Here is a 26,714-nt window from a genome sequence, read left to right as displayed (position 1 = left end):
CCGGGCCACCATGAACTCCGCAGAAGAAAGCCAGGAAATGCTCCGGCTGGAAGGCGTGTCCAAGCGTTTTCCGGGCGTGAAGGCGCTCTCGGGCATTTCCCTCTCGATCCGCAAGGGCGAGGTGCATGCGCTGCTCGGCGAGAACGGCGCGGGCAAGTCCACGCTGATGAAGATCCTTGGCGGCATCTACCAGGCCGACGAGGGGCGCATCTTCATCGACGGCCGCGAGCGGCAATTCGCTGGCTACAGCGATGCGATCGCCGCGGGCATCGGCATCATCTTCCAGGAGTTCAGCCTCATTCCGTACCTGAACGCGGTGGAGAACATCTTTCTGGGCCGCTACCTGAAGAACCGCTTCGGGCTGATGGACAAGGCGGCGATGAGGCGTTCGGCCGAGCAGCTCTTCGAAGAGCTGGGCGTGCAGATCGACCTGGGTGTGCCGATCTGCCGGCTCTCGGTGGCGCAGCAGCAGTTCGTGGAAATCGGCAAGGCGCTGTCGCTGAATGCGCGCCTGCTGGTGCTCGACGAGCCGACCGCCACGCTCACGCCCAACGAGGCCGGGCACCTGTTCAAGATCATGCACGAGCTGCGCGCCAAGGGCGTGGCGATGATCTTCATCTCGCACCACCTGGACGAGATCTTCGAGGTGTGCGACCGCATCAGCGTGCTGCGCGACGGCGCCAACGCGGGCCATGCGGAGGTGGGCGCCACCGATGTGAATGCGCTGGTCGAGATGATGGTGGGCCGAAAGATCGAGCACAACTTTCCACCGAAGCCGCAGCCCGCGCCGCGCGGGCGCAAGGTGCTCGAAGTGCCGGAGATACAGCTTGCCAAGGGCGGTCCGGTCAACCGCTTCGACCTGCATGAAGGCGAGATCCTCGGCTTTGCGGGGCTGGTCGGTTCGGGCCGCACCGAACTCGCGCTCGGAATGATGGGCGCCGACCGCGTGCACCACAAGACCGTGCTGCGCAACGGCAAGCCCGTGCGCCTGAACGACCCGACCGAGGCGCTGCAGAACGGCATCGGCCTCCTGCCCGAAAGCCGCAAGGTCGAGGGTCTGATCACCGACTTCACCGTCCGCTTCAACATCTCGATGAACAACCTGGGCAAGCACAGGAGCGCCGGCCTCGTGAGCCAGAAGTCGGAGAAGCACGCGGCCGGCGAACTCGCCAGGCGCGTGGGCGTGAAGGCGCCCAGCATCGAGACACGCGTGGCCACGCTCTCGGGCGGCAACCAGCAGAAGGTGGTGATCGCGCGCTGGCTCGGCCACGCGAGCGAAGTGCTGATCTTCGACGAGCCCACGCGCGGCATCGACGTGGGCGCCAAGGCCGAGATCTACGGCCTCATGCGCGAGCTCACGCAGCAGGGCAAATCCATCATCATGATTTCGAGCGAGCTGCCCGAGATCGTGGGCATGTGCGACCGCGTCGCGGTGTTCTCGGGCGGGTCCATCGTGGCCACGCTGGAGGACGCATCCATCAACGCGGGCGACATCATGCGCCACGCCACTTCGTCAGGGAGTCTTCAATGAACGCCAGCGCCACCCACCCGACGCCGCCTGCGCCCAGCGGCGGGTTCATTGCGCAGCTGCGCCGCTCCACGGCCTTTCTTCCATTGGTCGGACTGGTCGCGATCTCGGTCTTCATGATCGTGGCGACCGACAACTTCCTGTCGTGGAGCAACCTGCAGAACATCGCGCTGCAGTCGTCGATCAACGCGATCATCGCGGTGGGCATGACGGCCGCGATCCTCACGGGCGGCATCGATCTTTCGGTGGGTGCGGTGGTGGCGCTGTCGGGCACGCTGGCCTCGGGGCTGATGGTGCAGTTCGGGCTGCCGCCCATGCTCGCGGTGCCGCTCGGGCTGGCGGTGGGCGTGGTGATCGGCTTCTTCAACGGCTACTGCGTGGCCTACCTGCGCATGCCACCGATCATCGTGACGCTGGCCACGATGGGCATCGCGCGTGGCGTTGCATTGATCTACACGGGCGGCTATCCGATCGACGGGCTGCCCGATTCGTTCGCCTTTCTCGGCGGCGGCGTGCTCGCTGGCATCAAGGTGCCGATCCTCATCATGCTGGCGACCTACCTCGTGGCGTATGTGCTGCTGAACATGGCGCCGTTCGGCCGCTATGTGTACGCCATCGGCGGCAACGAGGAAGCCACGCGGCTCTCCGGTGTGCGCGTGTCGCGCTACAAGCTGCTCGTGTATGCGCTCAGTGGTCTCACCGCAGCCATCGCGGGGATCGTGCAGGCGGCGCGTGTGACCAGCGGTCAGCCTGGTGTCGGCGTGGGCTTCGAGCTCGACGCCATCGCGGCGGTGGTGATGGGCGGCACGTCCATCGCCGGTGGGCGCGGTGCCATTGTGGGCACGCTGGTCGGTGCGCTGTTGCTCGGTGTGCTGAACAACGGTCTCAACATGATCGGCGTGTCGCCGTACCTGCAATTGATCATCAAGGGCGGGATCGTGCTGCTTGCCATCTTCATCAGCCGCGAAGCCAAGCGCTGACCCTTTCTCTTTCTCTTTGTCTTGCTCCTTCCCCCTTTGGGGGAAGGCTGGGATGGGGGCAAGCGGCGCTGGTGCGACCCCTGTGCCTTATCGACCGCCGCTTGCCCCACCCCTGCCCTCCCCCGGAAGGGGAGGGAGAAAAACCAAACAACCTCTCTGACCACAAGGACCCCATGTCTTATCAAAAGCTCCAGCCCGGCGCCTCAGGCGCCATCGGTGACCTCGCCGCCATGCAGGCCGTCGTCTGCCACGGCCCCAAGGACTACCGCCTCGAAACCGTCGCGATGCCCACCATCGGCCGCAACGAACTGCTGATTTCCATCGCCGCCTGCGGCATCTGCGCATCGGACTGCAAGTGCCACTCGGGCGCGAAGATGTTCTGGGGCGGCGACGGCCAGCCCTCGTGGGTCAAGGCGCCCGTGATCCCGGGCCACGAGTTCTTCGGTTATGTCGAAGCCCTCGGCGAAGGCGCGGCCGAGCACTTCGGCGTGGAGAAAGGCGACCGCGTGATCGCCGAGCAGATCGTGCCCTGCGGCAAGTGCCGCTTCTGCACTTCGGGCAAGTACTGGATGTGCGAGGTGCACAACATCTTCGGCTTCCAGCGCGTCGTGGCCGATGGCGGCATGGCCGACTGCATGCGGCTGCCGCCGACCTCGCGCGTGCACAAGATTCCCGACGGCATCTCGCTCGAAGACGCGGCCATCATCGAGCCCCTTTCGTGCGCCATCCACACCGTGAACCGCGGCGACATCCAGCTCGACGACGTGGTGGTGATCGCGGGCGCCGGCCCGCTGGGCCTGATGATGGTGCAGGCCGCGCGACTGAAGACGCCGAAGAAACTGATCGTGATCGACCTCGTGCCCGAGCGCCTCGCACTCGCCGAGCAATTCGGCGCCGACGTGACGGTCAACCCGAAGACCGAGAACGCCGACGCCGTCGTCAAGGGCCTGACCGAAGGCTACGGCTGCGACGTGTACATCGAGACCACCGGCGCGCCCATCGGCGTGACGCAGGGGCTGGAGATGATCCGCAAGCTCGGCCGCTTCGTGGAGTTCAGCGTGTTCGGCTCGGAGACCAGCGCTGACTGGTCGATCATCGGCGACCGCAAGGAGCTCGACGTGCGCGGCGCGCACCTGGGGCCCTACTGCTACCCGATCGCCATCGACCTGCTGGCACGCGGGCTCGTCACCTCCAAGGGCATCGTGACGCACGACTTTCCGCTCACCGAATGGGAGCGCGCCTTCGCGCTGGCAAACTCGCTGGATTCCATCAAGGTGCTGCTCAAGCCGCAGCCCCGGTCCTGAAATCCTGAGAGACAGCACACCATGAAATACGTGATCGGCGTCGACATCGGCACCCAAAGCACCAAGTGCCTGCTGGTCGGCATCGACGGCAAGGTGCATGCGCAAGCCAGCGCGGCCTACCAGCCCGAGACGCCGAAGCCGCTGTGGGCGCAGCAGGACTGCACGGTGTGGTTCGACGCGGTGTGCGAGAGCGTGCGCGCGTGCGTGGCCAGGAGCGGTGTCGCACCGTCGGACATCGCGGCAATGTGCGTGAGCAGCCTCTACGGCGGCGCGGGCATCCCGGTCGACGACGCCATGCAACCGCTGCACCCCTGCCTGATCTGGATGGACCGCCGCGCCACGGCAGAGGTCGATGCAGTGAACGAGAAGGTCGATGTCGCGCGCTTGCAGGCGATCACCGGCAACGGCGTCGACAGCTACCACGGCTTCACCAAGATGCTGTGGATTCGCGAGCACCTGCCCGAGGTATGGGCGAAGACGCATTATTTCCTGCCGCCCAACAGCTACATCAACTGGCGGCTGACCGGCGCGCTCGCGGTCGACCACAGCTCGGCCGGCAACATCGGCGGCGTGTACGACGCAGCGCAGCGCGGCTGGTCGCATGAAGCGCTCGACATGCTCGGCATACCGGCGCGCATGATGCCGCCGCGCCTGGTCGAATCGAGCGACGTGGTCGGCGGCCTGAGCGCGGAATGGTCTGCGAAGCTCGGCCTCGCCGAAGGTATGCCGCTGATGGCGGGCGGCGTCGATGCGGCGGTCGCCACCTTCTGCGCGGGCGTCACCGGCAGCGGCGACCACGTCGCGATGATCGGCACCAGCATGTGCTGGGGCTTCGTGAGCCCGACGGTGGATGCGCGCCACAAGCTCATCACCATGCCGCACGTCTACCGCGGCGCCGACCGCAGCTATGTGTTCGGCGGCGCGATCACGGCGGGCGCGGCCGTCACATGGTTCCGCGAAACCTTCTGTCAGGCCGAAGTGGCCGAAGCCGCGCGCACCGGCGAGGACGCACATGCGCTGATCGAACGCAAGGCCGTCGAAGTGCCGCCCGGTGCCGAGGGCCTGGTGTTCCTGCCCTACCTCATGGGCGAGCGCAGCCCCATCTGGGACGCACAGGCCAAGGGCGCATTCATCGGCCTCTCGCTCGCGCACAGCCGCGCGCACCTGTATCGCGCCGTGCTGGAAGGCGTGAGCTTCGCACTGCAGCACAACATCGAGGCCGGCCGGCAAAGCGGCCAGCCGCTGGACGACCGGCTGATCGTGGTCGGCGGCGCGGCGCACTCCGACCTGTGGATGCAGATCGTCGCGGACGTCACGGGCTACCCGGTGTTCACCATCGAGGAAGAGGTCGAGGCGGCCCTCGGTGCGGCCATGCTCGCGGCGCTGGGTGCGGGGCTGGTCGATGCGGCAACAGCCGAACGCGGCTGGGTCACGCTGGTGGAACGCGCGCGCCCCGAGCCTGCGGCGCAGGCCGTGTACCGCGAGCGTTTCGACATCTACAAATCTCTTTACCCGGCGTTGCGCGATGCGATGCACCGACTGAAATGACGATCTCTTTCGACTTCTCCGGCCAGCGCGCACTCGTCACCGGTGCCAGCAGCGGGATCGGCCGTGCGGTCGCGGTTCGGCTCGCGCAATCGGGCGCGGCGGTCACTGCTGTGGGACGCAACGCAGCAGCGCTCGACACGCTGCGCGCCGAAGTCGGTTGCACATCACTGGTGGTCGATGTGGGCGACGCGGCTGCGCTGGAGCGCGCGCTCGCAACCTGGCCCGCCTTCGACCTCGTGGTGAACTGCGCCGGCATCGCCCTGCTCGAATCGGCGTTCGACTTTCAGGCGGAAAGCTTCGACGCCGTGATGGCCGTCAATGCACGTGCCGCCGCGCTGATCGCCTCGCGCTGCGGCAAGGCGATGATCGCGGCCGGCGTGCGCGGCAGCATCGTCAACGTGTCGAGCCAGGCCTCGCTGGTCGCGCTCGATTCGCACCTGTGCTACTGCGCGTCGAAGGCGGCGATGGATGCGATCACGCGCTCCGTATGCCTCGAATTCGGCCCGCACGGCATCCGCGCGAACAGTGTGAACCCGACGGTCACGCTCACGCCGATGGCCGAGCGGGCGTGGGCCGACCCTGCGAAAAGCGCCGCGGCGATCCGGGGCATTCCGCTGGGACGCTTTGCGCAGGTGGAAGAAGTGGTGGCGCCGATCCTGTTCCTGCTGAGCGACGGCGCGTCGATGGTGAGCGGTGTGGCACTGCCGGTGGACGGCGGCTACACCGTCGTTTGAAACCGGTGATGCTCAGGCGAGGCGGGTACCGCCGCCGGGCGCGCCCAGCATCGCGTCGAGGTTGCGCGTGATCTTCGCCTCGATCATTTCGCTGAAGCTGCTGAACAGGAAGCCCAGCGTCGCATCCAGCGTGAAGGTGCTGGCCGTCACCTCGACGGTGCCGTCGATGCCGGCGCGGGTGAACGTTGCCACGTCGCGGTCGTCGCCCTGGGTGTAGACGCATTCGAGGCCGAACTCCTGCTCGGCCTGCTCGATCCATCGGTGCGCGACGTTGCGCGCGCCGGCAATGCCCAGCGTGTGGTTGCGTTCGATGTGGATGTCAGGCACCGTGATCTTCCTTGTTCTCTTTGGGGGGGCTGGAGCGGGTTTACAGGATGCCGGTGGCCGCCTGCAGCGCGCCGCGGCGTTCCTCGGCGGTCGGCAGCGCGGCGATGCGCTTGACCTCAGTGTAGAAGCGCGGCCAGTCGTGGCCTTCGCGATCGAAGAGTTTCTCGAAGCTGGGCACCAGGTCGTCGTACGCGCCCTGCGCGCCGAAGGCCGCATTGTTGGCGCGTGCCACCCAGCCGTCGTAGGCGTTCTGGCGCGGGCCGGTCCAGCCCGCTTTCAGCTGGGCGTAGCGAGCGCGAAATTCGGCCATGGCGGCCTGCTTCATCGCCTCGACCCTGGCCCGGTCCCCGGCCTTGGCTTCGGGCGATTCGTAGACCTGCGTCAGTGCGCGGCGTGTGTCCAGCGCCAGCGCGCGGAAACCCTGGCGCTGCGCATCGAACTGCGTGTACTCCATGCGCGCCGCCTCGCCGGCCTCGCGCTGCAGCCACAGCGCGCCGCCGATGCGCTCGACCGACGTGGCGTACGACTCGTTGAACACCGTGTCGCCGGGCACGTAGAGCACCTGGTGCGCGAGTTCGTGGAACACGATGCGCGCGAGCTCGCCTTCCGGATAACCGATGAAGGTGGACAGCAGCGGGTCGCCCCCGGCCCAGTTCGTCCAGCCGAGCGTGGAGTACGCGGGCACGGGGTACACGGCGACTTCCAGGTCCAGCTTCTTCTGCGCCTCGGCTTCGGCCTTGGCCGCGTCCTCGCTGTAGTAGCCGCGGTAGCCCACGCAGCCCGCCACCGGGAAACACCAGTTCTTGAGCGTGAGCGAATACGGCGGCGCGGCCACCACGTTCCACACGGCGGCGGCGCGGTGCAGGTCGGCATAAGACTTGTAGCTGGGGTTGTCGGGCAGGCCGAGCTCGCTGGAGGCGAAGCGGCGGATGCGCTGCGTGAGTTCGAGCCTGGCCTTCAGCGGCGCGGACACGGCTGGGTCGGCCAGCCATTCGGGCACTGGCTTGGCCGCCCGCATGATGCCGATGTGGCCGCTGGCCGATTGCCAGTAGTAGCCGAGGTCGGCGCAGCCCGAGAGGAGCAGCGCGGCGGCCAGCACGAATGCGGGGGCAGCCCTCACCCCAACCCTCTCCCGGAGGGAGAAGGAGCCAGGCGCTCCACTTCCACCAGGCAGTCGTAGAACGTCGGGCCGCGGCCGATGTCGGTCAGCCGCTGGCTGGTCAGCTCGTTCACGTTGGTGCCGTCCATGCCCAGCTTGCGCCACCAGATGCCCATGCCGTGCACCACGCCCTGGCGCGCGCGGCGCGACACCTCGGCGCGGCAGCGGTGCTCGCCGCGCTGGTTGAACACGCGCACGGTGGCGCCGTCTTCGATGCCACGCGCGGCGGCGTCGGCCGCGTGAATTTCGAGCAGCGGCTCGACCTCGATGGCGCGCAGGCTGGTCACGTTGACGAAGGTCGAATTGAGGAAATTGCGCGCCGGCGGCGAAATCATGGCCAGCGGAAACGCCTTCGAGCTGCCGGCCGGCTCCCAGTTGGGCACGTGGTCGGGCACGGCGTTCATGCCCATGGCTTCCAGCCGGGCGCTGAAGAACTCGCAGCGGCCCGAGGGCGTGGGGAACTTGCCTTCGGCGAACGGCGCCTCGGGCAGCTTCACGCTGGTGAAGCCCTGTTCCAGCAGTTGGGGAAAGTCGATCGCGTTCTCGGCGAAGGCGGTGCGGCACAGCGTCTCGTCGGAGTCGGAGAAGCACGGCTCGGTGAAGCCCATGCGGCGCGCCAGTTCGCGAAACACCCAGGCGTTGCTGCGGGCCTCGCCGCGGGGCGCCACGGCCGGGCGGTTGAGCAGCACGTCGGTGTGGCCGTAGCTGCAGTGAATGTCCCAGTGCTCCAGCTGCGTGGTGGCGGGCAGCAGGTAGTCGGCGTAGTCGGCGGTGTCGGTGCGGAACTGCTCCAGCACCACGGTGAACAGGTCTTCGCGCGCAAAGCCCGCCGCCACCTTGGCCGACTCGGGCGCCACCGCCACCGGGTTGCTGTTGTAGACCACGATGGCCTTCACCGGGCGCTCGGTGTCCAGCAGCGCGTCGCCGATGGTGCTCATGTTGATGGTGCGCGGCCGGCGGCCGGCCAGCAGGTCGGGGCGCTGCAGCGCGGCGCGGTCGACCGGGTAGTGGCCCGAGCTGCTCAGCAGCAGGCCGCCCGCGCGGTCACGCCAGGCGCCCACCAGCGCCGGCAGGCAGGCGATGGCGCGGGCCGCGTTGCCGCCACCGCGCACGCGCTGCATGCCGTAGTTCAGGCGAATGGCGGCCGGCTTCGTGGTGCCGTAGGCCCGGGCCAGCGCCACGATCTGTTCCTCGGGAATGCCGCAGACCTCGGCCGCGCGCGACGGCGGCCATTGCAGCGCGCGCTCGCGCAGCGGCTCCCAGCCCAGCGTGTGGGCGGCGATGTAGGAGTGGTCGAGCCAGTCGTGCACGATGAGCTCGTGCATCAGCGCCAGCGCCAGCGCGGCGTCGGTGCCGGGCAGCAGCGCGACGTGCTCGTCGCACTTGTCGGCGGTTTCGGTCTTGCGCGGGTCGATGCACACCACGCGCGCGCCGGCGCGCTTGGCCACCTGCACATGGCGCCAGAAATGCAGGTTGCTGGCAATGGAGTTGCTGCCCCAGATCAGGATGAGCTTCGCCTCGGCGAAGAACTCGATGCGCATGCCGACCTTGGCGCCCAGCGTGTAGACCATGGCCTCGCCGCCCGCCATGGAGCAGATGGTGCGGTCCAGCAGGCTGGCGCCCAGCTTGTGGAAAAAGCGCCGGTCCATCGACTCGCCCTGCACCAGGCCCATGGTGCCCGCATAGCTGTAGGGGAGAATGTCTTCGGGTTTTCCCTGTAATACTTCAAGATGCGCGGCGATGTCGTCGAGCGCTTCGTCCCAGCTCACCGGCTCGAACTGGCCGCTGCCCTTGGGACCGACGCGCTTCAGCGGCTGAACCAGCCGCTCCGCATGGTCGTTGCGCTCGATGTAGCGCGACACCTTGGTGCACAGCACGCCACCGGTGTGCGAATGCGCGGCATTGCCCTGCAGCTTCACGGCCACGCCGTCCTTGACGGTGGTGACGAGCGCGCAGGTGTCCGGGCAGTCGTGGGGGCAGGCCCCCAGCACGGTGGACACGGTGGTGGGCACGGGGGTTTGGAGGGGTGCTTCTTCGAGCAGGGAATCCGGTGCGTGGGGCATCGGGCAAGTCTAATTTGTTGTGCGCGACTCAGGGCGCGGGAGGGGGTTTTGAACATGATGATGAATCGACGACGTTTTTCTTTGGCCGCGGGCGCGGCCGCCACGCTCGGGGGCTTCGGCACGGCCCGGGCGCAGGGCGAGGCACCGCTGGTGCTGGGCCAGTCGGCGCCGTTCACCGGGCCGGCGGCACAGCTGGGCATCCAGTTCCACCAGGGCGCCAAGCTGTTCCTGGACACGTACAACGCCCAGCCGGGCCGCCGCAACGTGGTGATCAAGAACCTGGACGACGGCTACGAACCCGACCGTTGCGCCGCCAACACGCAGAAGCTGATCGACGAGGACGTGTTCGCCCTCTTCGGCTACATCGGCACGTCGACCAGCCTGGCCGCAATGCCGCTGGCGGTGAAGGACCGGGTGCCCTTCATTGCACCGCTCACCGGTGCCATGTCGCTGCGCGAGCCGTTCCAGAAGAACGTGTTCCACCTGCGCGCCTCGTACAACGACGAGACGGCGCTGATGGTGAAGCAGCTGACGCACCTGGGCCAGAAGAAGATCGCGGTCTTCTATCAGAACGACGCCTACGGCAAGGCCGGGCTCGACGGCGTGACGCTGGCGCTCGAACAGCAGCAGCTCAAGCCGGTGGCGCTGGCCACGGTGGAGCGCAACGCGGTCGACGTGGCGGCGGCGGTGAAGACCATCGTGGCGGCGCGGCCCGACGCGGTGGTGCAGATCGGCGCCTACAAGGCCTGCGCGGCGTTCATTCGCGAGGCGCGCAAGGCGGGCTACGGCGGCACGTTCTTCAACATGTCGTTCGTGGGCACGCAGGCGCTGGCCGACGAACTGGGCAAGGAGGCCGCGGGCGTGATGGTCACGCAGGTGGTGCCTTCGCCCTACAACCCGGCCAACACCCTGGCGCGCGAGTTCGCGGACGCCGTGCGCAAGGCCGGCAACGGCGCCAGCGCCAACTTCTCGAGCATGGAGGGCTACCTGGCCGCGAAGGTGCTGACCGAGGGACTGCGCAAGACGCCGGGCAAGCCGACGCGCGACAGCCTCGTGGCCGGGCTGGAAAGCATCGACCGCCAGCAGTTCGGCGGGTTCGAGGTGTCGTTCTCGGCCAAGAACCACGTGGGCTCGAAGTTCGTCGAGCTTTCGATGCTGACGGGCGACGGCCGGGTCAGGACCTGAGGCCGTCCACGGCCTGGAACATGGCCTGGCGGGCCTGGCTGACGATCTGGCCGCGCCAGGCGTCGGTGTCCGTGTAGAACGCCTCCACCATTCGCGCCCGGATGCCGTCGGCCAGGTCGGCCGGCGCTTCCGGATGCTTGTGCAGCCAATGGTCGGCGCGCAAGGCGCCGGTCACTTCGAGTATGGGAAGCGTGCCGTACTCCAGCGCGATGCCGGTGTACTCGGCCTGCGGGCACTCCTCGTACACGGCATCCCACATCAGCCCGCGCAGCAGCGCCGAAGTGGAGGAACCGTCGTAGATCGACGTGACAGGCGCGCCCGGCGTGCCCCACCAGGCGTTGGCGCGTGCATAGGCTGCCTTGTCGTCCTTGCCGGCGTAGATGCGCTCGCCCAGGCCGTTGGGACCCAGGCCGGTGTGCAGGTCGATCCACGCCAGGCGCTTCGCGCGGCCCGCATGGGTGCCCAGCACCTTGCGAATGGTCTTGTTGCTCCAGGTCGGCGCCTTGCCGCCGAAGAACAGGCCGTCGTCGAACTGGTACTGCCCGCTGGTCACGGCGGCCTGATAGGCCGTGGTGCCGTGCTTGTCGATCCACTTGGCCACCGCCGCCTGGTTCTCGGGCGTGGGCGGCCAGGTGGCGGGCAGCAGCAACTCGTGCAGCCTGGCGTAGGGCTCGTTCACCGGCACCGGCCTGGAGAAGTCGATGAAGTTGCGGTTCAGGTCGACGTTCTCGTGCGTCACGCGCCGGCCGTGCGAAAAACCGTGCGGGTTGAGCGCGTGCACATAGAGCACCGCCACGCCCTGCGCCCTGGCCTTCTCGCGCCACTCGGCATCGTGCAGCGCGAACACCTGAACGCCGCTGCCGCAATGGCCTTCGACGCCGTGGCAGGCGCTGGTGACGACCAGCAGGTGCTCGGCGTCGGCGTTGCCGTCCAGCGCCACGTCCATCGACAGGTCTTCGCCGTCGCGGCCCTTCAGCGGGTGCGCATGCGGCTCGACCGTCAGGCCCGCGCTCACACAGGCCTGCAGGAACTTCTGGCGCGCCTGGGCGTAGCGCGGCGAAAAAGCTTCCGCGATGCCGATCATGCGGCGCTCATGTGGTGGTACGGCCGGGCTTGAGGAACTGCTCGGCCAGTTGCACCCAGCAGGTCGCGCCCAGCGGAATCAGGTCGTCGTTGAAGTCGTAGCTCGCGTTGTGCAGGGTGCACGGGCCTTCGCCATGGTGCACGTCGCGGTGCGCGCCGTCGCCATTGCCGATGAAGGCATAGGCACCGGGCTTGGCCTGCAGCATGAAGGCGAAGTCTTCCGACGTCATGGCCGCTTCCTGGCGCAGCACGTTGTCGGGGCCGACGATTTCGCCCATCACGCGGCGGGCGAAGTCGGCCTCGGCCTCGGTGTTGATGGTGGGCGGGTAGTAGCGCTCGAAGCGGAAGTCGCAGGTGGCGTCGTGCGCCGCGCAGATGTGCTTTGCAATCTGCTCCATCTTGGCCTCGATCATGTCGAGCACTTCCAGCGAGAAAGTGCGCACCGTGCCCGTCAGCTCGCAGTTGTCGGGAATCACGTTGTTGGTTTCGCCGGCGTGGATGGTGGTGACCGAGATCACGGCCGAATCGGTCGGCTTCATCTTGCGCGTGAGGATGGTCTGGAAGGCCTGCACGATCTCGCAGGCGATCGGCACCGGGTCGATGCCGGTCTGCGGCAGCGCGGCGTGGCCGCCCTTGCCGATCACGTTGACGCGGAACTTGTTGCCAGACGCCATCACGGGGCCGGGGCTCACGGCGAACTGGCCGGCCTTCATGCCGGGCCAGTTGTGCATGCCGAACACGGCGTCCATGGGGAACTGCTCGAAGAGCCCTTCCTTGATCATCTCGCGGGCGCCGCCGCCGCCTTCTTCGGCCGGCTGGAAGATCAGGTACACGGTGCCGTCGAAATTGCGGTTCTTCGCCAGGTGCTGGGCGGCCGCGAGCAGCATCGCCGTGTGGCCGTCGTGGCCGCAGGCGTGCATCTTGCCGTGGTGCTTGCTCGCGTGTTCGAAGGTGTTGAGCTCGGTGACGGGCAGTGCGTCCATGTCGGCGCGCAGGCCGATGGCGCGGCTGCCGGTGCCGTTCTTGATGATGCCCACCACGCCGGTGGTGCCCAGCCCCCGGTGGATGGGAATGCCCCATTCGGTGAGCTTGCCTGCCACCACGTCGGCGGTGCGGACTTCTTCGAAGCAGAGTTCGGGATGGGCGTGGAGGTCACGTCGGACGGCGGCGATGCCGGCCGCCTGCGTGACGAGCGAATCGATGAGTTTCATAGGGCACAGTCTAGGCTTTGCCATACCACCCGCAAAGACCGTGCCGGGCAAACCCTCAGGCTGCGCTCAACGATTCGCCGAACGATCCACTCGGCGCAAGGCTCAGCGCCCGATGCTCTTCAGGTAGTCCGCGCGCGCGGCCAGCGCCGTGTCGGTGAAGTCGGTGAACACGCCGTCCACGCCCAGCTTGTAGTACACGCCGTACTCGCTCTTGCCGTCCTTGTTGTAGTCGATGGGCAGGCGGCGCGACTCGTTGCGGAAGGTGAAGGGGTGCACGAACAGGCCCGCCTTGTGCGCGTCGGCGATCAGCGTGGTGGGCGCCATGGAGGTGGCGTCGGCGTCGTTGATCTTGCCGTCCTTGTTCACGTCCACCGGCTTGCCGTCGGCGCCGAGAGTGCCCTTGATGCTCACGATGTAGCGCTTCCACGGGCCGATGCCGTCGGCGTAGGTCTTGATTTCGGCCAGGCCCGCGGGCGTGACCATGGCGTCGAAGTTGCGCGTGTCGCCGGCCTTGGTCCAGTCGTAGGGACGGTCGCTGGGCACGGCGAAGGTCACGGCGCCGGTGCGCAGGTCGACGCTGTCGCCGTCGATCAGCTGGATGATCTTGGTGTTCAGGCCCTTGGCTTTCATGTACTTCAGGCTGCCGGGCTCGAAGGACTGCACGTAGATGGGCGCGGTCTTGTTGTTCCAGCCGGCGGCCGTGATGGCGGCAATCATCTTGTCTTCCAGCGGCAGGCCGAGCTCGCGGAAGTAGGTCGGGTTCTTCGACTCGGGGTAGATCGCGATGGTGCGGCCGGTTTCCTTGGTCTTGGCCTTGGCGAAATCGATGATCTCCTGGAAGGTCACGACCTTGAACTTGCCGTTGAACTCCTGCGGCCGCTCGGCGTCGGTGGAGATGCCGCCCAGGGTCTTGATTTCTGCCAGCGTGAAGTCGTTGCTGAACCAGCCGGTCTGGGTTTCGCCGTCGACCTTGATGGTCTTCTTGCGCGAGGCGAAGCGGGGGTGCTTGGCCACGTCGGTGCTGATGGCCAGGTTGGGGTCGTGGCGGGCGATGAGCACGCCGTCCTTGGTGGACACCAGGTCCATCTCGATCACGTCGGCGCCCAGCTCGATGGCGCGCGAATAGGCTTCGAGCGTTTCTTCCGGCAGGTAGCCCGAGGCGCCGCGGTGGGCAATGACCAGCGGCGGGTTGCCGTCGAGCGTCAGCAGCTTGTTGGCGGAACCTGAATTGCCGGTGGTGCCGCAGGCGGCGACGCACAGGGCGGCGGTCGCGGTCAGGGCGATCTGAAAGGTGCGCATGCTTTTTCTCCGTCCAAAAAAGGCGCAGCGTACCCGCTTCGCATGACGGCATCGACCCTGCCCGGCGCGGCGCGCCGACTTCCGGGAGAATGTGTTGCATGCTCCATACGCTTTCCCCCCAAAGCCTTCTGCTGGCCCAGACGCTGGTTCGCATGAACACCGTCAGCGCCAACAGCAACCTCCAACTGATCGACTTCGCCCAGCACCATCTGGCCGCCCTGGGCGTGAAGAGCCGCATCACCTACAACGCCGAACGCACCAAGGCCAACCTGTTCGCCACGCTGGGCGAAGGCAAGCCGGCCGGCGTGATCGTCTCGGGCCACACCGACACGGTGCCCTGGGACGGCCAGGACTGGAGCGTCGACCCGCTCTCCGCCGTGGTGCAGAACGAAAAGCTCTACGGGCGCGGCTCGGCCGACATGAAGAGCTTCATCGCCATCGCGCTGGCCAATGCGCATCGTTTCCTTGAAAGCGACTCGCCCTTCGCGGTGCATTTCGCGTTCAGCTACGAGGAAGAAATCGGTTGCTTCGGCGTGAAGGAGCTCATCGCCGACATGCGCGACGCCGGCATCAAGCCTCTCGCCTGCATCGTGGGCGAGCCCACCAGCATGGTGCCGGCCATCGCCCACAAGGGCGTGTACCGCTACAAGTGCTGCGTGCGCGGCAAGGAAGCGCATTCGTCGCTCACGCCCAAGTCGGTCAACGCCATCGAGATGGCCGCGCGCGTGGTCGGCAAGGTGCGCGACATGGCGGAAGACTTCGAGCGCAACGAGCCGCGCTACGAGGGCTTCGACGTGCCCTTCAGCACCGCGAGCGTGGGCCAGTTCCATGGCGGCATCGCCGACAACGTGGTGCCGCGCGATGCCGAATTCCGCTACGAATTCCGCGACCTGCCGACCGCCGACGCCAAGCGCATGCAGGCCGACGTGGTGGCCTACGCCGGCGGCCTGGAGCCTTCGATGAAGAAGGTGGCGAAGGACGCCGGCTTCCAGTTCGAGACCATCTGCGAGATTCCGAGCTTCCTGGGCTCGGCCAGCGACCCCATCACGCTGCTGGCCCAGCGCCTGGCGGGCGAGGACCGCACCACGCTGGTGGCTTTCGGCACCGAAGCGGGCCTGTTCAAGAACGCCGGCATCCCCACCGTGGTGTGCGGCCCCGGCAGCATCGAGCAAGCGCACCAGCCCGACGAGTTCGTGAGCCTGGAGCAGCTGGCCCGCTGCGAGCTGTTCATGGAACGGCTGGCCACCTCGCCCACCATTGGCTGACACCGGCGACAGCGCCCTGCGGCGCATGAAGCGCGTCGCGCTCGGCCTGCTGTGCGCCGCCGCGTTGCTCTACGCGGTGGCCAGCGTGCTGCACGCGCAGCACCCGGCCTGGGGTTACGTCGCGGCCTTTGCGGAGGCCGCGATGGTCGGCGCCATTGCCGACTGGTTCGCGGTGGTGGCGCTGTTTCGCCATCCGCTGGGCCTGAAGATTCCGCACACGGCCATCATCCCCAGCAACAAGGACCGCATCGGCGCCAAGCTCGCGGGCTTCATCTGCGACAACTTCCTGAGCACCGCGCAGGTGCTGGGCAAGGTGCGCCAGTTCGACGCGGCCGCCCGCATCGCGGGCTGGCTGGCCCGCCCCGCCACCGGCGAGAAGCTGGGCGAATGGGGCGTGGCCGCCACGCGCTACGGCCTGGCGGCTTTCGACGACGAGCGGGTGCGCGCCTTCATGGGCCGCGCCGCGGCGGCGGGGCTGGAGAAGATCGACCTCTCGCGCCTGACCGGCCAGGCGCTGGACGCGCTCATGGCCGGCGGGCGCCACCAGGCGCTGCTCGACGACGTGCTGCAGCAGGTGGCCGGCCTGCTCGAGGGCGACGAGCTGCAGGCGCACATCACCGAGGCCATTGCGCGCGAGATCAAGACGCTGCGCTACGTGGGCCTGGACCAGGTGGCGGCCAAGCTGGCCACGCGCAAGATCGTTGCGGCCGTGGCGCACACCCTCGGCGAGCTGGCGGCCGAGCCCGACCACCCGATGCGCAAGCGCTTCGACCACTTCGTCGACGACTTCGTGGTGCGCCTGAAGCTGGACCCGGAGTTCCAGCAGCGCGGCGAGCAGATTCGCGCCGAGCTCATCGCGCACCCTGCCCTGGGCGACTACCTGCACGGCCTCTGGGGCGAGCTGCTCGCCTGGCTGCAGGACGACCTGGGCCGCCACGACTCCACCATCCGCCAGCGCATCGCGTCGATGGCCGGCGCGCTGGGCACGCGGTTGCAGGGCGACGAGGCCATCCGCCGCTGGATCAACGAACAGATCGAGGCCGCCGCGCCGCTGGCCATCGAGCGCTACCGCGAGGACATCCGCCGCTACATCGAAGAGCGCGTGGGCGAGTGGAACGCGCAGGAAATGACCGTCGAACTCGAGCGCCACATCGGGCGCGACCTGCAGTTCATCCGCATCAACGGCACGCTGGTGGGCGGGCTGGTGGGGCTGCTGATCCACACGGCGACGCAGCTGCTGCGCGGCTGAGCGCGGCGCCCGCGGGCGGGTAAGCCCCAGCGGACGAAAGTCCGCATCGTGTCCCGGGAGCGACTGCGCCGACCCTGCCTCCTCCTAGACTGCTCGCGCCATCACAAGAGGAGACACACCCATGCCCCGTCGTTCGCCCGGCGTTTTCCGCGCCGCCGCGCTGGCCGCCAGCTTCGCCCTGCTGGGCGCCTGCAGCACGCTGGCCCCGCCTTACTTCACGGCCTCCGCCGAGCCGCTCACCACCCGGCCTGCCTCGTGGGCCGCACCCGAAGCGCTGGTCGCGCCCTCCGCCTTCGCGGGCGTGCACGGCCTGGCCATCGACGCCAAGGGCCGACTGCTCGCGGGCTCGGTGCTGGGCAACACGCTGTGGGAGGTCGACCGCACCACCGGCGCGGCCAAGGTGCTGATCGACGCGCCCGAAGGCCAGGCCGACGACATCGCGGTAGGCCCACAGGGCGAGCTGGCCTGGACCAACTACCTCATGGGCATGCTGCGCTACCGCGAGAGCGACACCGCCCCGCTGCAGGTGCTCGCCAAGGACCTGCCCGGCCTGAACTCGCTGGACTTCGACCGCCGCAACGGCAAGCTCTATGCCTCGCAGGTGTTCCTGGGCGACGCGCTGTGGGAGATCGACCGCGCCGGCCAGAAGCCGCCGCGGCTCGTCAAGAAGGACATGGGCGGCTTCAACGGCTTCGAGGTCGGCCCCGACGGCCTGCTCTACGGGCCGCTGTGGTTCAAGGGCCAGGTCGTGAAGATCGACCCCGCGAACGGCGACATGACCGTGATTGCCGACGGCTTCAAGATCCCGGCCGCCGCCAACCTGGACGGCAAGGGCAACCTGTGGGTGGTCGATGCGCGCAGCGGCGAGCTGGTCAAGGTGGACCTCGCCAGCGGCCGCAAGACCGTGGCGAAGCAGTTGCGGCCCTCGCTCGACAACTTGGCGATCGCACCCGACGGCACGATCTACATCTCCAACATGGCCAACAACGAGGTGCTGGCCTTCAACCCCGCCACCGGTGACCTGCGCACGCTCACCAGCGGCAAGGTGGCGGTGCCGGCCGGCATGAAGATCGACGGCAACGACCTGTGGGTGGCCGACGTCTTCGGCTTCCGCCAGGTCGACGTGCGCACGGGCGAGGTGCGCGACGTGTTCCGCATGCAGCGCGAGCCCGAGCTCGACTACCCGTTCGCGGTCGGCCTGTCGCCCAGGCTGTTCGCGCTGACCTCGTGGTTCACCGGCACGGTGCAGCTGGTGGACCGACAGACGCTGAAGACCGTGGACACCCTCCACGGCCTGAAGGCGCCGTTCGACGCCATTCCCATGCCCGACGGCAGCGTGATCTACGCCGAGATCGCCACCGGCAGCATCACCCGCGCCAGCGGCCCGAAGTTCGCCGAAAAGTCGGTCGTCGCCAGCGGCCTGAACGGCCCGGTGCAGATGGTCATCGGCCAGGACGGCGCGCTCTACGTGACCGAGGCGGCCGGCAAGCTGCTGCGCATTCCGCTGGACGCCAGCGCGCCGCTGCGCACCGTGGCCGACGGGCTGGCGCTGCCCGAAGGCGTGGCGCAAACGCCGTGGGGCAGCTTCATCGTGGCCGAAAGCGCGGCACGCCGGCTGGTGGAGATCGACCCGGCCGACGGCAGCCGCCGCACCGTGGCCGAGAACCTGCCGATCGGCCTGGCACCCGGCCCCGGGCTGCCGCCGCCGTACGTGGTGACGGGCGTGGCCGTGGGGCGCGACGGCACCGTCTACATGTCGGCCGATCGCAACAATGCGATCTATCGAATTCGCGCTGTAAGGTAGCGTAACAAGAAGTGTAATTACCTGTTTACTTTTTAAAACAACCATTACAAACTGACCGGGACGTCTCGCGGCGTCCCGGTCGCATCCCGTTTTCGGGGCTCCGCGAGCCGTCCTTTTTTCATTGAAAGGGACACGCATGACTCCGCTCGTCGCAGGCCAGTTGCTATTGCCCGAATATTCCCTGGGCATGGTGGCGCTCTCCTTCTTCATCTCGTTCGCCGGCTCGCTGGTGGCGCTCATATGCGCCGGGCGCATGGTCGGCGCCGACGGCAAGCCCAACCTTGCCGTCGTGGCCTGCGCCGCGGTGGCGCTGGGCGGCATCGGCATCTGGTCGATGCACTTCATCGGCATGCTGGCGTACCGGCTGCCGGTGGGCATTTCGTACAACGTGCCGCTCACGGCGGTGTCGCTGGTGGCGGCCGTGCTCATCTCCGGCATCGCGCTGTACATGGCGGGCGGGCGGCACAGGTTCAGCAAGTCGGGCTGGCTGGGCGGCAGCCTGCTGGCCGGGGCCGGCGTGTGCGTGATGCACTACATGGGCATGTTCGCGATGAACATGCGCGCCGAGATGGACTTCGACGTGGCGCGCGTCGCGCTGTCGGTGGCGATCGCCGTCAGCGCCGCCGCGGCGGCGCTGTGGCTGGCGTTCAACCTGCGCAAGTTCTCCCACAAGGTGGCCGCCGCCGCGGTGATGGGCGTGGCCGTGTGCACCATGCACTACGTGGGCATGAGTGCCGCGCGCATGGTCTGCACCGCCGCCGCGCCGGTCGACGCGCTGGCCATCGGCGGCAGCTCCATGGGCCTCATCGTGTTCGGCACGGCCGGCGCGGTGCTGATCTTCATCTACTGGGTGGTCACCGGCAGCAGCCTCGACACGACGCCTGCCGCCGGCGTGCGGCGGCCCCAGAACCAGCTGATGCGCTGACCAGCTAGTTGGCGCAAGCAGGGGCGGCGGGCCCCTCCTACAGTCCGTACAGAGCGACAACAACGATCCGTACAGACCCACATGCCCGTCATCGAATCCCGGCTGCACGCGGCCAGCGACACCTTTCAGGCCAACCGCGCCGGCATGCTCGCGCTGCTCGGCGAGGTGCGCGCGCACGAGGCCCGCGCCGCGGCGGCGTCCGGCGCATCGGCCGAGCGCTTTGCCAAACGCGGCCAACTGCTGCCGCGCGAGCGCATCGCGCTGCTGCTGGACACCGGCGCGCCCTTTCTCCCGCTGGCCTCGCTTGCCGGGCTGGGCCAGGACAACCCCGACCTGTCGAAGAGCGTGCCGGGCGGCGGCCTGATCTGCGGCATCGGCCGGGTCGCGGGCGTGCGCTGCATGGTGAATGCCTCCGACTCGGGCATCGATGCCGGCGCGCTGCAGCCGATGGGGCTGGACAAGCAGCTGCGCGTGCAGGAGATCGCGCTCGAAAACAAGCTGCCCTACGTGCAGCTGGTGGAAAGCGCCGGCGCCAACCTCATGCAGTACCGCGTGCAGGACTTCGTGCGTGGCGGCAGCATCTTCCGCAACCTGGCGCGCCTGTCGGCCGCCGGGCTGCCGGTGGTGACGGTGACGCACGGCTCCTCGACCGCGGGCGGCGCGTACCAGACGGGCCTGTCGGACTACATCGTGATGGTGCGCGACCGCACGCGGGCCTTTCTGGCAGGGCCGCCGCTGCTGAAGGCCGCCACCGGCGAGATCGCGACCGAAGAGGAACTGGGCGGCGCGGTGATGCACACGCACATCTCCGGCCTGGGCGACTACCTGGCCGAAGACGACCGCGACGCCCTGCGCATCGCGCGCTCGATCCTGGGCGGTATCGACTGGGCGCGCCACGAAGCGCCGCGCCCCTTCGCACCGCCGCGCCACGAAGCCGAAGACCTGCTGGGCCTCATGCCCAGCGACGGACGGCGGCCGGTGGACATGCGCGAAGTCATCGCGCGCATCGCCGACGGCTCCGAGTTCCTCGAATTCAGCGAGCACTACGGCAGCGCCACCGTCTGCGGCCACATCCGGCTCGAAGGCCATGCGGTGGGCCTCGTCACCAACAACGGCCCCATCGATTCCGACGGCGCGACCAAGGCCACACACTTCATCCAGGCCTGCTGCCAGTCGCGCACGCCCATCGTCTACCTGCAGAACATCACCGGCTACATGGTGGGCCGCGCGCATGAAGAAGCCGGCATCATCAAGCACGGCGCCAAGATGATCCAGGCCGTGACCAGCGCCACGGTGCCGCAGATCACGCTGCACTGCGGTGCCTCCTACGGGGCGGGCAACTACGGCATGTGCGGGCGCGGCTTCGCGCCGCGCTTCTGCTTCAGCTGGCCCAATGCGCGCACCGCGGTGATGGGCGGCGAGCAGGCCGCGAAGACCATGGCCATCGTGATGGAGGCGGGCATGGCACGCAAGGGTGCCGTGGACCACGCGAAGATCGACGCCATGCAGCAGCAGATCGTCGAGCGCTTCGAGCGGCAGATGAGCGTGTTCACCACCAGCGCGCTGCTGCTGGACGACGGCGTGATCGACCCGCGCGACACGCGTGCGGTGCTCGCCGAGGTGCTGTCGGTCTGCCGCGATGCCGATGCGCGCGTGCCGCAAGCCATGCAGTTTTCGGTGGCACGGCCATGAACATCGAGACCAGCGGCTTCAGCAAGATCCTCATCGCCAACCGCGGCGAAATCGCGGTCCGCGTGATGCGCACGGCACGCGCCATGGGCTACCGCACCGTGGCCGTGTATTCGAGCGCGGACGCCGACGCCGAGCACGTGCGCCAAGCCGACCAGGCCGTGTGGATCGGCGAGTCGCTGCCCGCGCAGAGCTACCTGAACATCGCCGCCGTCGTCGAGGCCGCGCGCGCCAGCGGCGCGGACGCGGTGCACCCGGGCTACGGTTTCCTCGCGGAGAACGCCGAGTTCGCGCAGGCCTGCCGCGACGCCGGCCTGGTCTTCATCGGACCGTCGCCCGAGGCCATTCGCGCGATGGGCGACAAGGCCGGCGCCAAGCGGCTGATGCAGGCCGCGGGCGTACCGTGCATTCCGGGCTACCAGGGCGACGACCAGGGCACGCAGCGGCTGGCCGCCGAAGCCGCGCGCATCGGCTGGCCCGTGATGATCAAGGCCACGGCCGGCGGCGGCGGGCGCGGCATGCGGCTCGTGGCATCGGCCGCGCAGTTCGACGAGCTGCTGCGCAGCGCGCAGTCGGAAGCGCTCAACGCCTTCGGTGACGCGACCGTGATCCTGGAGCGCGCCATCGTCGCGCCGCGCCACATCGAGATCCAGGTGTTCGCCGACCGGCACGGCCACGCCGTTCACCTGGGCGAGCGCGACTGCTCGGTGCAGCGCAGGCATCAGAAGGTGATCGAGGAAGCGCCTTCGCCCGCGGTGTCCGAGGCCCTGCGCGAGCGCATGGGCGCCACGGCGGTCGCGGCGGCGAAAGCCATCGCCTACGAAGGCGCAGGCACGCTCGAATTCCTGCTCGACGCCCAAGGCCAGTACTGGTTCATGGAGATGAACACGCGACTGCAGGTGGAGCACCCGGTGACAGAGGCCGTGACCGGGCTCGACCTGGTCGAGCTGCAGCTGCGCGTGGCCGCCGGCGAGCCGCTGCCGCTCGCGCAGCAGGACGTGCGCATCACCGGCCATGCGATCGAAGTGCGCCTGTGCGCCGAAGACCCGAACCAGGGCTTCATGCCGCAGAGCGGCGCGCTCGCGGCGTGGCGGCCTTCGCCCGCGCTGCGCACGGAACACGCGCTGCGCGACGGCGCGGCCGTTCCGCCCTTCTACGACTCGATGATCGCCAAGCTGGTGGCGCACGGCCGCACGCGCGAGGAAGCCAGGCACCGGCTCATCGCGGGCCTGCAGGACACGGTGGCGCTCGGCGTCGCGACCAACCAGCAACTGCTGCAACGCGCGCTGTCGCACGAGGTGTTCGCCGGCGGCGCGGCGACGACGGCCTTCGTTGCAGACCATGTGGATGCGTTGCTTGCGCCCGACGCGCCGGCCGACACGCAGGCCGCACTGCTCGCAGCCTTGCTGCTGCAGCTCGGGGAGCGCGGATGGCCGTCGCCGCTGGCGCACACGCTGCCCAATGCCTTGCGCTTTGCGCTCGACGGCGCGGTGCATGCGGCCTGTGTGACGCCGCGCGGCAAGGGCGCTTTCGATGTGATGCTGGACGACCACGCACCCGCGCAGATCGCGCTGGTGGCCTTGGAGGGCGACGGCACGCTGCGCTTCTCGTGCGGCGGACTGGCCGAGCAGGTGCTCGTCGTGCGCGAGGCCGGCCGCGTCTTCTTTCATTTCCGTGGCCGCGCGTTCCGGCTCGACAACCTCACGCACGTGGCCGTGGCACGCGCCGGAGATGCCGGCCAGGACGGCCTGCTGCGCGCTTCCATGAACGGCCGCGTCAGCGCGCTGCTGGTGGCCGAAGGCGATGCAGTCGCCGCGGGCCAGCCGCTCGTCACGCTCGAGGCCATGAAGATGGAGCACGTGCACTGCGCACCGCGCGCCGGGCGTGTCGCGCTGCATGTGGCGGTCGGCGCGCAGGTGGCGGCGCGGCATGTGGTGGCCGAGGTCACTGCCGAGGTCACCGAGGTCGTCGGCGCATGACGCGCTTCAAGACAAGTTTCCGAAAGCCCTTCGCATGAACGCCTCTTCCTCGCGCTATCGCTCCGTCTTCACGCCCGGCCTCTTCGACGGGCAGGTCATCGTCGTCACCGGCGGCGGCTCGGGCATTGGCCGCTGCACCGCGCACGAACTCGCCGCGCTGGGCGCGCACGTGGTGCTGGTCGGGCGCAAACAGGAAAAGCTCGACGCGGTGAAAGCCGAGATCGAGGCGGCCGGCGGCAAGGCCAGCGCACAGGCCTTCGACATCCGCCAGGAAGACGCGGTGCGCGCGGCCGTTGCCGCCGTCGTCGCCGCACAGGGCCGCATCGACGGCCTCGTCAACAACGCGGGCGGCCAGTACATCACGCCGCTGGCCGCCATCTCGGCCAAGGGCTGGGAGGCGGTGATCCACACCAACCTCACGGGCGGCTTCCTGGTGGCGCGCGAGTGCTACCTGCAGAGCATGCAGGCGCACGGCGGCGCCATCGTCAACATCGTGGCCGACATCTGGGGCTCCATGCCCAACATGGGCCACAGCGGCGCGGCGCGCGCCGGCATGGTGAGCTTCACCGAGACGGCCGCCGCCGAATGGGCCGTGAGCGGCGTGCGCGTGAACGCGGTGGCGCCCGGCTACATCGCCTCCAGCGGCATGGACCACTACCCGCCCGAGGCCGGCGACATGCTGCGCGCCATGCGCAAGACCCTGCCCGCGGGCCGCTTCGGCACCGAGGCCGAGACCTCCGCCGCCATCGCCTTCCTGCTGTGCCCCGCGGCCAGCTTCATCAGCGGCACGGTGCTGCGCGTGGACGGCGCGCGGCCGCAGGTGCGCATGGGCTGGCCGATGGAACTGCCCGACGCGCAGGCGCGGCAGCGCGCCGCGGTGAAGCCCTTCGACGGCTTTCACCTGGCGCAGACGCCGCGCGTGTTCCAGGACGCGCAGGACAAGTGAAGAAAGAACGAACGGAGACATTCCCATGCAGTACACGCACGAACACCTCGAGATCCAGAAGACCCTGCGCCGCTTCATCGACGAAGAGATCAATCCGCACGTGGACGAATGGGAAGCCGCCGAGATCTTCCCCGCGCACGAGGTCTTCAAGAAGCTCGGCAACCTCGGCCTGCTGGGCCTGAACAAGCCCGAGGCCTTCGGCGGCGGCGGGCTCGACTACTCGTACGCCATGGCCATGGCCGAGGCGCTGGGCCACGTCAGCTGCGGCGGCGTGCCCATGGCCATCGGCGTGCAGACCGACATGTGCACGCCCGCGCTCGCGCGCTTCGGCAGCGACGAACTGCGCCGCGAGTTCCTGGCGCCCGCCATCGCGGGCGACATGGTCGGCTGCATCGGCGTGAGCGAGCCCGGCGCGGGCAGCGACGTGGCGGGCCTGAAGAGCCATGCGCGCAAGGACGGTGACGACTACCTCATCAGCGGCCAGAAGATGTGGATCACCAACAGCCTGCAGGCCGACTGGATGTGCATGCTGGTCAACACCGGCGACGGCCCCGTGCATCGCAACAAGTCGCTCGTCATGGTGCCGATGGACACGCCCGGCATCAAGAAGGCGAAGAAGATCCGCAAGATCGGCATGAATTCGAGCGACACCGGCCTCATCTACTTCGACAACGTGCGCGTGCCGCAGCGCTACCGCGTCGGCGAAGAGGGCCAGGGCTTCATCTACCAGATGCAGCAGTTCCAGGAAGAGCGGCTGTGGGCCGCGGCGAGCTCGCTCGAAGGGATGGAAGACTGCATCGCCCAGACCATCGAATGGGCGCAGCAGCGCCAGATGTTCGGCGGCACGCTGGCCGACCAGCAGTGGGTGCAGTTCAAGCTGGCCGAACTGAAGACCGAAGTCGAAGCCCTGCGCGCCCTCACCTACCGCGCCTGCGACCTGCATGTGCAGGGCGAGGACGTGCTCGAACTCGCCTCGATGGCCAAGCTCAAGACCGGACGCCTCACGCGGCAGGTGGCCGACACCTGCCTGCAGTTCTGGGGCGGCATGGGCTTCACCCTGGACAACCGCGTGTCGCGCCTGTACCGCGACGGGCGGCTGGGCTCCATCGGCGGCGGCGCGGACGAGGTGATGCTGGGCATCCTCGCGAAGACCATGGGCATCGCCAAGCGCGCGCCGCGCGTTTGAAGACGCGGCCATGAATGCCGAACCGAACGCCGAACTGCAAGCCGACCGCGCCGCGCTCGCCGACACGGTGCGGCGTTTCGCCGAAACCGAGATCGCGCCGCACGTGCAGGCATGGGACGACGCGGGCGAGTTTCCGCGCGCGCTGTACACACGCGCCGCCGAGCTCGGCTTGCTGGGCCTGAGCTATCCCGAGGAGCTCGGCGGCACGCCCGCCTCGTATTCGCTCAAGCTGCCCGCGTGGATCGCGCTCGCGCGCCATGGCCGAAGCGGCGGTGTGCTCGCGAGCCTGTTCTCGCACAACATCGGCCTGCCGCCGGTGGTGCTGCATGGCAGCGAGGCGGTGCGCCAGGAGGTGGTGCCGCCGGTGCTGCGCGGCGAGAAGATCGCGGCGCTGGCCATCACCGAGCCCGGCGGCGGCTCCGACGTGGCGGCGCTGCGCACCACGGCACGGCGAGCGCGTGATGACGAGGGCGACCACTACGTCGTGAACGGCGAGAAGACCTTCATCACCTCGGGCATGCGCGCCGACTGGATCACCGTGGCCGTGCGCACCGGCGAAGGCCGCGGCGCGGGCGGCATCTCGATGCTGCTGGTGCCGGGCGGCACGCCGGGCCTCTCGCGCACGCGCCTGGCGAAGATGGGCTGGCTGTGCTCCGACACCGCCACGCTGCACTTCGACAACGTGCGCGTGCCGGCGCGTTACCTGCTGGGAGACGAAGGCGCGGGTTTCCGCATGGTCATGGGCAACTTCAACGGCGAGCGCATCGGGCTGGCCGCAGGTGCCCTCGGTTTCTCGCAGGCCTGCCTCGACGAGGCCCTGGCCTGGGCGCGCGAGCGCAAGACCTTCGGCTCGGCGCTCATCGCGCACCAGGCGGTGCGCCACAAGCTGGTCGACATGCAGATGCGCATCGCCTCCACCGAAGCGTGGATCGAGGCGGTGTCCGCCGAGGGCGATGCGCTCGAAGCGGCCGGGCGCTTCAACGCGCCCGAGTGGGTGGCACAGATCTGCATGCTGAAGAACCACGCGACGCAGACCATGCAGTTCTGCGCCGACCAGGCGGTGCAGATCCTGGGCGGCATGGGCTTCATGCGCGGCACCGTCAGCGAACGCATCTACCGCGAGGTGAAGGTGATGATGATCGGCGGCGGGGCCGAGGAAATCATGAAGGAACTGGCGGCGAAACAGCTGGGCTGGTAGCTGCGGCCTCTTTATTCGCACCGGGGCGGAACGCCGCCGTGCACCGGGTGTC

The 26,714-nt window shown here is 68.6% G+C and carries 21 protein-coding genes; 15 read left to right on the top strand and 6 right to left on the bottom strand.

What is annotated here, in order from left to right; all coding sequences use genetic code 11:
- The first annotated feature begins 10 nt into the window (after positions 1-10).
- The 5 genes from ACSFA5_RS25360 (at position 11) to ACSFA5_RS25340 (ending at position 6,094) form a co-directional block, all read left to right on the top strand.
- Positions 11-1,531: a sugar ABC transporter ATP-binding protein gene (locus ACSFA5_RS25360; protein WP_435446812.1), complete on the top strand. Its 1,521-nt coding sequence runs from the start codon at positions 11-13 to the stop codon at positions 1,529-1,531.
- Complete coding sequence (locus tag ACSFA5_RS25355) at positions 1,528-2,508, top strand: ABC transporter permease (protein WP_435446811.1); 981 nt, start codon at positions 1,528-1,530, stop codon at positions 2,506-2,508. Before ACSFA5_RS25360 ends, ACSFA5_RS25355 begins: the two co-directional genes overlap by 4 nt.
- A 173-nt stretch (positions 2,509-2,681) precedes the next feature.
- Positions 2,682-3,812, top strand: coding sequence for a zinc-binding dehydrogenase (locus tag ACSFA5_RS25350; RefSeq protein ID WP_435446810.1), 1,131 nt, complete (start codon positions 2,682-2,684; stop codon positions 3,810-3,812).
- Between the two features lie 21 nt (positions 3,813-3,833).
- Positions 3,834-5,360, top strand: a complete 1,527-nt coding sequence (locus ACSFA5_RS25345; protein WP_435446809.1) for an FGGY-family carbohydrate kinase — start codon at positions 3,834-3,836, stop codon at positions 5,358-5,360.
- Complete coding sequence (locus ACSFA5_RS25340) at positions 5,357-6,094, top strand: SDR family oxidoreductase (RefSeq protein WP_435446808.1); 738 nt, start codon at positions 5,357-5,359, stop codon at positions 6,092-6,094. Before ACSFA5_RS25345 ends, ACSFA5_RS25340 begins: the two co-directional genes overlap by 4 nt.
- A 12-nt stretch (positions 6,095-6,106) precedes the next feature.
- On the opposite strand, the gene ACSFA5_RS25335 is transcribed toward ACSFA5_RS25340, so the two are convergent.
- The 3 genes from ACSFA5_RS25335 to ACSFA5_RS25325 are packed head-to-tail and all read right to left on the bottom strand — an operon-like array spanning position 6,107 to position 9,643.
- Entirely contained in the window at positions 6,107-6,421 is a 315-nt protein-coding gene (locus tag ACSFA5_RS25335) for a polyhydroxyalkanoic acid system family protein (protein WP_435446807.1), read from the bottom strand.
- A gap of 40 nt (positions 6,422-6,461) precedes the next feature.
- Complete coding sequence (locus ACSFA5_RS25330; protein WP_435446806.1) at positions 6,462-7,541, bottom strand: aminopeptidase; 1,080 nt, start codon at positions 7,539-7,541, stop codon at positions 6,462-6,464.
- Positions 7,538-9,643, bottom strand: a complete 2,106-nt coding sequence (locus tag ACSFA5_RS25325) for a molybdopterin-containing oxidoreductase family protein (RefSeq protein ID WP_435446805.1) — start codon at positions 9,641-9,643, stop codon at positions 7,538-7,540. The genes ACSFA5_RS25330 and ACSFA5_RS25325 overlap by 4 nt, the downstream gene beginning before the upstream one ends.
- 57 nt (positions 9,644-9,700) lie before the next feature.
- On the opposite strand from ACSFA5_RS25325, the gene ACSFA5_RS25320 reads away from it, so the two are divergent.
- Entirely contained in the window at positions 9,701-10,828 is a 1,128-nt protein-coding gene (locus tag ACSFA5_RS25320; protein ID WP_435447062.1) for an ABC transporter substrate-binding protein, read from the top strand.
- Here the strand turns inward: ACSFA5_RS25320 and ACSFA5_RS25315 are convergent.
- From ACSFA5_RS25315 to ACSFA5_RS25305, 3 genes are all read right to left on the bottom strand, one after another.
- Entirely contained in the window at positions 10,818-11,912 is a 1,095-nt protein-coding gene (locus tag ACSFA5_RS25315) for a M14 family metallopeptidase (RefSeq protein ID WP_435446804.1), read from the bottom strand. The genes ACSFA5_RS25320 and ACSFA5_RS25315 overlap by 11 nt on opposite strands.
- 7 nt (positions 11,913-11,919) lie before the next feature.
- Positions 11,920-13,122, bottom strand: coding sequence for a M20 aminoacylase family protein (locus tag ACSFA5_RS25310; RefSeq protein ID WP_435446803.1), 1,203 nt, complete (start codon positions 13,120-13,122; stop codon positions 11,920-11,922).
- A gap of 102 nt (positions 13,123-13,224) precedes the next feature.
- Positions 13,225-14,421: a glycerophosphodiester phosphodiesterase gene (locus ACSFA5_RS25305; RefSeq protein WP_435446802.1), complete on the bottom strand. Its 1,197-nt coding sequence runs from the start codon at positions 14,419-14,421 to the stop codon at positions 13,225-13,227.
- A 98-nt stretch (positions 14,422-14,519) separates the two neighbouring features.
- On the opposite strand from ACSFA5_RS25305, the gene argE reads away from it, so the two are divergent.
- From argE to ACSFA5_RS25260, 9 genes are all read left to right on the top strand, one after another.
- Positions 14,520-15,686, top strand: coding sequence for an acetylornithine deacetylase (gene argE, locus ACSFA5_RS25300; protein WP_435446801.1), 1,167 nt, complete (start codon positions 14,520-14,522; stop codon positions 15,684-15,686).
- Positions 15,679-16,935: a DUF445 domain-containing protein gene (locus tag ACSFA5_RS25295; protein WP_435446800.1), complete on the top strand. Its 1,257-nt coding sequence runs from the start codon at positions 15,679-15,681 to the stop codon at positions 16,933-16,935. Before argE ends, ACSFA5_RS25295 begins: the two co-directional genes overlap by 8 nt.
- 121 nt (positions 16,936-17,056) lie before the next feature.
- Positions 17,057-18,739 (top strand): Vgb family protein, encoded by a 1,683-nt coding sequence (locus ACSFA5_RS25290; RefSeq protein WP_435446799.1) that lies wholly within the window; start codon positions 17,057-17,059, stop codon positions 18,737-18,739.
- Between the two features lie 136 nt (positions 18,740-18,875).
- Positions 18,876-19,664, top strand: a complete 789-nt coding sequence (locus tag ACSFA5_RS25285; RefSeq protein ID WP_435446798.1) for an MHYT domain-containing protein — start codon at positions 18,876-18,878, stop codon at positions 19,662-19,664.
- An 81-nt stretch (positions 19,665-19,745) separates the two neighbouring features.
- A complete protein-coding gene (locus tag ACSFA5_RS25280) occupies positions 19,746-21,356 on the top strand; it encodes an acyl-CoA carboxylase subunit beta (RefSeq protein ID WP_435446797.1) in 1,611 nt (536 codons plus the stop codon).
- The gene (locus tag ACSFA5_RS25275; RefSeq protein ID WP_435446796.1) at positions 21,353-23,332 is read left to right on the top strand and encodes an acetyl/propionyl/methylcrotonyl-CoA carboxylase subunit alpha; all 1,980 of its coding nucleotides are present in this window, start codon (positions 21,353-21,355) and stop codon (positions 23,330-23,332) included. The genes ACSFA5_RS25280 and ACSFA5_RS25275 overlap by 4 nt, the downstream gene beginning before the upstream one ends.
- Before the next feature lie 34 nt (positions 23,333-23,366).
- Positions 23,367-24,278 carry an SDR family oxidoreductase gene (locus tag ACSFA5_RS25270; protein ID WP_435446795.1) on the top strand — a complete coding sequence of 304 codons (912 nt, stop codon included), beginning with the start codon at positions 23,367-23,369 and terminating at the stop codon, positions 24,276-24,278.
- A gap of 25 nt (positions 24,279-24,303) precedes the next feature.
- Entirely contained in the window at positions 24,304-25,464 is a 1,161-nt protein-coding gene (locus ACSFA5_RS25265) for an acyl-CoA dehydrogenase family protein (protein ID WP_435446794.1), read from the top strand.
- Between the two features lie 10 nt (positions 25,465-25,474).
- On the top strand, positions 25,475-26,662 hold the full coding sequence (locus tag ACSFA5_RS25260) for an acyl-CoA dehydrogenase family protein (protein ID WP_435446793.1): 1,188 nt from the start codon (positions 25,475-25,477) through the stop codon (positions 26,660-26,662).
- Positions 26,663-26,714: the final 52 nt, after the last annotated feature.

This window comes from Variovorax monticola, from assembly GCF_051216855.1.
GTDB lineage: Bacteria > Pseudomonadota > Gammaproteobacteria > Burkholderiales > Burkholderiaceae_C > Variovorax.
Note: the sequence above shows the minus strand (reverse complement) of the source record. Positions and strands in the feature narration are given on the sequence as shown.